This is a genomic window from Halodesulfurarchaeum sp. (assembly GCF_036626455.1).
GTDB lineage: Archaea > Halobacteriota > Halobacteria > Halobacteriales > Halobacteriaceae > Halodesulfurarchaeum.
In genome coordinates, this window is record NZ_JAZKRK010000065.1 from 1 (window position 1) to 5,323 (window position 5,323).

General features: G+C 57.2%; 5 protein-coding genes. 3 read left to right on the top strand and 2 right to left on the bottom strand.

Annotated features, from left to right (window positions below):
• The 3 genes from V5A26_RS11105 to V5A26_RS11115 form a co-directional block, all read left to right on the top strand.
• Positions 1-1,091: CARDB domain-containing protein (locus tag V5A26_RS11105; protein WP_332322524.1), on the top strand; the 1,091-nt coding region annotated here is incomplete at its 5' end.
• Positions 1,092-1,293: 202 nt separating this feature from the next.
• Entirely contained in the window at positions 1,294-2,457 is a 1,164-nt protein-coding gene (locus tag V5A26_RS11110) for a signal peptidase I (RefSeq protein WP_332322525.1), read from the top strand.
• Between the two features lie 202 nt (positions 2,458-2,659).
• Positions 2,660-3,646, top strand: coding sequence for a DUF5305 domain-containing protein (locus V5A26_RS11115; RefSeq protein ID WP_332322526.1), 987 nt, complete (start codon positions 2,660-2,662; stop codon positions 3,644-3,646).
• 502 nt (positions 3,647-4,148) lie between these two features.
• Here the strand turns inward: V5A26_RS11115 and V5A26_RS11120 are convergent.
• Positions 4,149-4,535 carry a hypothetical protein gene (locus V5A26_RS11120; RefSeq protein ID WP_332322527.1) on the bottom strand — a complete coding sequence of 129 codons (387 nt, stop codon included), beginning with the start codon at positions 4,533-4,535 and terminating at the stop codon, positions 4,149-4,151.
• Positions 4,532-5,323, bottom strand: a 792-nt coding sequence (locus V5A26_RS11125) for a hypothetical protein (RefSeq protein ID WP_332322528.1), incomplete at its 5' end; no start/stop codon positions are given. The genes V5A26_RS11120 and V5A26_RS11125, both read right to left, overlap by 4 nt.

Sequence of the window (5,323 nt, forward strand, 5' to 3'; positions counted from 1 at the left end):
CGACGGTCGAGGACGGCGAGATCAAGATTGCCGTCGACGTGGTGCCATACTCGAAATCGACCGTCGACGAGGCGTTCCGAATCAAATCGACGGGCAACGACGAACAGCTCGTCTGGGTCAGCAGTGCTGTCGACGGCGTCGAGTTCCACCGGAGCGATACCGGCGAGCCGGTCGAGCGAGTCACGTTGAACCCCGGCGAGTCGATCGGTGTGGGGCTGACGGTGGACAGTTCTCGTGACCTCGATGGCGAGTTCTTCACGATACGTGTCGGGAGCGGCAGCGAACCGGACACCGACCCAGACACCGAAACGGATACCGACCGGGACACTGAAACGGATACCGACCGGGACACCGATGACGACTACGAATCACCATCGATATGGGTGACCGAGGTCACGCTCCAACCCCGCGAGATCCAGGCGAACGAGACCGCGTCGATCGCGGCGACGCTCGAGAACAATGGCACGGCCACCGGTACACAGGCAGTGGGTCTCGAAGTCGATGGGACGGTCGTCGCACAGCGGAAAGTTCGGTTGCACCCCGGCAAGTCTGAGCAAGTGACCTTCGAACGGCTTTTCGGCCGGATCGGCGATTTCGATATCGCTATCAAGACTCTCGGTGAGGGGACAGACTCCAAGAAGAGTCCAGGGAATTTGTCCGTCACGCACCCACCTGAGGGACCGGTTTTTGTGGTGAGGGAGGGGTCGGTATCGACGACTGACGCCAGGCCCGGGGATCCAGTCGATGTGACCGCGACGATCGTCAACGTCGGCGACCAACCCGGGACCTTCACCACAGAGTTGGCGGTCAATGGGATCGTCTATCAGACAAAGACCCTCGAGATCAGCCCCGGTGAGGAGGTGACGGGAACCTTCACACGAGCGTTCCGGAACGAGGGAACCTACACGGTGAACGTGAGCGCAACAGCGGCTGGCAAGATAACGGTCGACACAACGGGGGAACACGTTTGGCCCACCCAATCGGAGTATGTCCTGACACCAGTGATTGGAACAGTCGGGCTGATAATGTTGTTCAGTGTTGTGGCGATCAAACGCCGACGTCTGCGTGAATACATCCGATGGTTCTTGTGAATGACTGGGAGTTGGCCACACACGGAGAGAGACTACCACATGCCGTTCAACGGGGGTTTTGCCATCGAGAGCGCGTGGTTTCCCACCGAGAGGAGCGAGGAGGAATTTATTACTCGATGGCCACTGAATTACCGACAATGAAAGCTGTCGGACCTCTCACAGTCATGCAGTCGGTGCAACTGCAAACGGAGGTGGCGACGTCGTGAGACTCCGGTCATTCGCGGAATCCACACTCCTTACGATAGGAATCATCATCGTCATCGGGCTTCTGGTGGGTCAGGTACTCGGCCAGCCCGTTATGCTCGGGTTTGTCACGTCCGAGAGTATGGAGCCCTCACTCGGAGCCGGGGATGGGTTCGTCGCGGTGCCAGTGGTTCTGGCTGGCGATATTCAGGAAGGCGATGTCGTGACCTACGAGGCGGCAGAGCTCGACGGTGGGGGAATGACGACACATAGGGTGGTCGGCGAGACCGACGAAGGCTATATTACGAAAGGTGACGCGAACCCCTTTACCGATCAGGACGCCGGTGAGCCTCCGGTGACTGAGACCCGAGTGGTGGGGCACGCGCTACAGATCGGTGATACGGTCGTAAGGATTCCGTACCTCGGCACTGTCGTTATGGGTGTCCAAGCGGGCGCGGATACATTCCAGTCGAGTGTCGCGTCGGTGTTCGGTCTCAAAGGGGGTCTCCAGCAAACCCAAATCGGTGGTGCGTTCGTTGCCCTCGGGCTGTTCTTCATCGGACTCGCATTGTTGGTCGGGGGCGAACCAAAGGGCAGCCGTGATATCCACCGGTCGACCAACCGTTCGAACGTCATCAGAGTCTGGGTGGTCGCGGGTGCGGTCCTCGCCGTCCTCGTCGTCACGGCATCAGCAGCGATGGCGGTCCCTGCGGGTACACAAGAATACGGGGTGATGAGTTCAGAGACACCGGGAGAAGACCCACTGATGATCGAGGCCGGCGGGAGTTCGACGGTCGAGCATACCGTCCGAAACGACGGATTCATCCCGGTCATCGTTTTCTTCCAGCCGGGAGAAAGTGTAGCGGTCTCCCCAAATCGGGTTTGGGTGAGTGGAGGTGAATCCGCAGACATCAGCGTTTCTCTTTCGGTCCCCGAAGAAGAGGGCTATCACACGCGCCTCCTCCAGGAAAATCGGTACCTGGTTCTCCTTCCGCCCGCGATCATTGCGGTTCTTCATTCCATTCATCCGCTTGCTGTTATGTTGACGATCAACGTACTCATATCGGGTGTCGGACTGGGCCTCATATTGCTCGTGTTCGGGACGGGAAATATTCGGTTTCGGTCCGTGGATAACATCCCGCTTGGCGTTCGAATCCGGAGAAAGGTGCAAAAATGGTTGTAATACCAACCCGGTGCCACCTCAGATCGATAGTCGAAGGCCGTCTGCAGGTAAATGAACCAATGCTATTATATCAACTGCCAGACGTTGGTGTGGTACGAATGTCAGGCGAGAGAAGCGCCCCGTTCCATGTAGTATACACTCATGAACGGGTCCAGTCTGTTTCAGACTGGGCTGCGCCAGCCGCTGGGAGGAGGTGACGACGGTGTTCGACAATCCGCGCGTGAAATTGTTCATCGCGAACCACCGTCGAAAACTCCTGATAGGGATGGCCGTGGCTGGGCTGATCGCACTGACTGTCGCCGCAGGGATCGCGTTGAATCCGCCAACGACGACGGCAACTGAAACGCGGGATCAACAATCCATAGCCACAACGGGTGCGATGAACGCATCTGTGGTCGACGGTGGAGAGTGGGATAATCTCTCGCCGAACAGGGAGACGTTTCTACTCGAATCCTCTCCAAGCATTGATTTCGAAGCTCGCACGACCGGTCCAGACGGCACAACAGTGGCTCATGTGGTGACCCTTCAGATCGAGGGAACGCGTGATGATGACGTGTTCTGGTACGAAGAAGAAGTCCTCCTCGAAGAAGAACTGACGGTCGAGAACGGGGAAGCGGATGCATCGGTGTCGGTCAACGTCAGCGAGGTGGGCCAACGGCTCTCGACGGTTCGCAACCGGCTCGCAGGTGTCGGAAGCGTCCAGTCACGCGTCCACTTGCGGACCGAGTACGATACCGGAACGTACCAAGGTGAACTCACGTCGACAAGTGTTTTGACTGTCACCAATCGTGCCTACTGGCTGGAGTCGAAACTCTCCGACACCGCCACCCGGGACACAACCGTCCAAGTCGAGCGGACTGAATCCCCGAACTGGCCCGCCGTCTCGTTGATCGGGCTCGTCGGGCTGTTGTTGTTGACCGGCGCGGTTCGAATCCGAACAGTGGACCCCAAGGATTTGGACATGTCCGCTCTCAGACAGCGTGTCCACCGGAATCGATACGCGGACTGGATCTCGTCTGGATCGGTACAGACCAGCGAGGGGAAGGACTACATTGAAATGGACCTGCTCGAAGACCTCGTCGACGTGGCGATCGACACCAACGAACGGGTCGTCTACGACGAGGAGCAGGACCTCTTTGCTGTGATTGAAGAGAACAGCGTATACTACTATAGCAATAGCAGTGATTGAGAAAAAGAGCCGTGGTCAGAAGACGGCCTCGTCGAAATCCAGGGTCGGCCGACAAAAGCGGTTCGGCAAGTGAATAAGGGAAAGGGCCAGGATGTGAGATGAGAAAATCGTTGGCGGTGAGGGTGGCACGGAGCAGTTAATCCGATCGGGCACATCGGACAGGGCGGCGGACCCTTTTCCACCGGTGACGGTATTGTGGCTGGATTCTCTTTCGACCCGGACAATCGGTTTCGGCTCGATACCACGCGGAAACCAGGAGATGCTTCGGTGACATCTGTTCGATATGACCCCCGCTATCAACGGAACTGGTCGATGATCGAAGGGCTGAATTTTGACGCTTCGCAGCCAGCAACAAGTGCGAGCAGGAGTGCCCGGTAGAACAGTGACAAACGACCAATCCGCGACGCAAATCGATCGTCCGCCGCTCTTTCAGCACTGTTTCAATGTGGCAGAGACCGGTCATTGGACCCCAAAATGGCTAAAGCCGCCCTTCACACATTTTTCACTCGTTTTTGAAGGACAGAAGCGCGTCCTGAACCGGCTCGATCCGCTCATCACCTGCCACGATCGTGAGTACGGCGACGTCCGTGTCGTAGACCATGACCAATTGGCGATCGTCGAAAGTCAGGGTACGAGATTTGACCTGTGTCGAACCGGGGAACATCGAATCTAACATCATCTCGTGCTCGAAGAAATCGAGCTGGAAATACGAGGTGAGGGCGGCGTCTTCCTCGTACCCATTGTTGGAATGATGAATTTTAAACTTCTCCTCGTCGTAGGTGGCGATAAGTTGGGGCACACCTTCAATACTTTCTGCTACAGTTTCGGTGAGTCCGTCCAATTGATGCAGATCGGCCGTCGCGGTATTATCGGTTGCTTGTTGGCTCATGATTCGTCTCCGTCATCCGTGGGTTCGAACGCGTCCTTGAGGGAGCTGTACACCGTTTCGAACTCATCAACGGTCCTACGGATTTGCGCCAGTTCGGCGTCGGTTTTCTCCTCCACCTCTTCGAGTGACTCTGACAGTGCGTCCAGGTGCTCTTGGGTCTCGACGATGTCAGCGTCCATCTCTTGACGGCCGGTCTCGACATTGTCCTGTACCGCTGCGATATCGGCCTGAACCGCCCCAACATCGTTCTGAACTGTCTCGACGTCGTCTTGGATTGCCGCAAACGACGTCTCCATCTGCTCGACCTGTGAGCGGAGAGCCGACTGGGTGTTTCCGAGCGTCTCGATATCGTCACGGACGTTCATAATATCAGCTCGAACCTCCGCGTTTTCGGCCTGAAGTTCGGCAGCGAAATTGGTCAGAGTCCCGTGTTCGTCGATGAAATCCGAAAGTATGTCAGCATACGCTGCGAAGTCATCCAACCGGGCCTGGAGATGGTCTCTTTTGAGTGCCTCGGAGCGCGACTCGGTGATATCAAGTGCCTCCTTGATCGCCTCTATGTCCTCCTCGGAAGCCTCTCCGCTTTTGAGATCCGAACTGAGTGCGGTCACAATGTCCCTTGTCGTCTGCTCTGTGGAAGCCGCCGACGTCTCTTCGACCCGCTCAGGCACCTCAGAATGCTCACGAACCTGACCGTCCCCGCTCTCGCCCTCCACATCGTCGTTTTCGATGAACTCCATCTCGTTTGACGACTCGGATTCCGGCTCTTCCGCTTCTGCATCTTCGAC

Excerpts from the sequence above, each read along its gene's own strand:
- V5A26_RS11120 (WP_332322527.1), bottom strand. The coding sequence starts at position 4,535 with ATGAGCCAACAAGCAACCGATAATACCGCGACGGCCGATCTGCATCAA.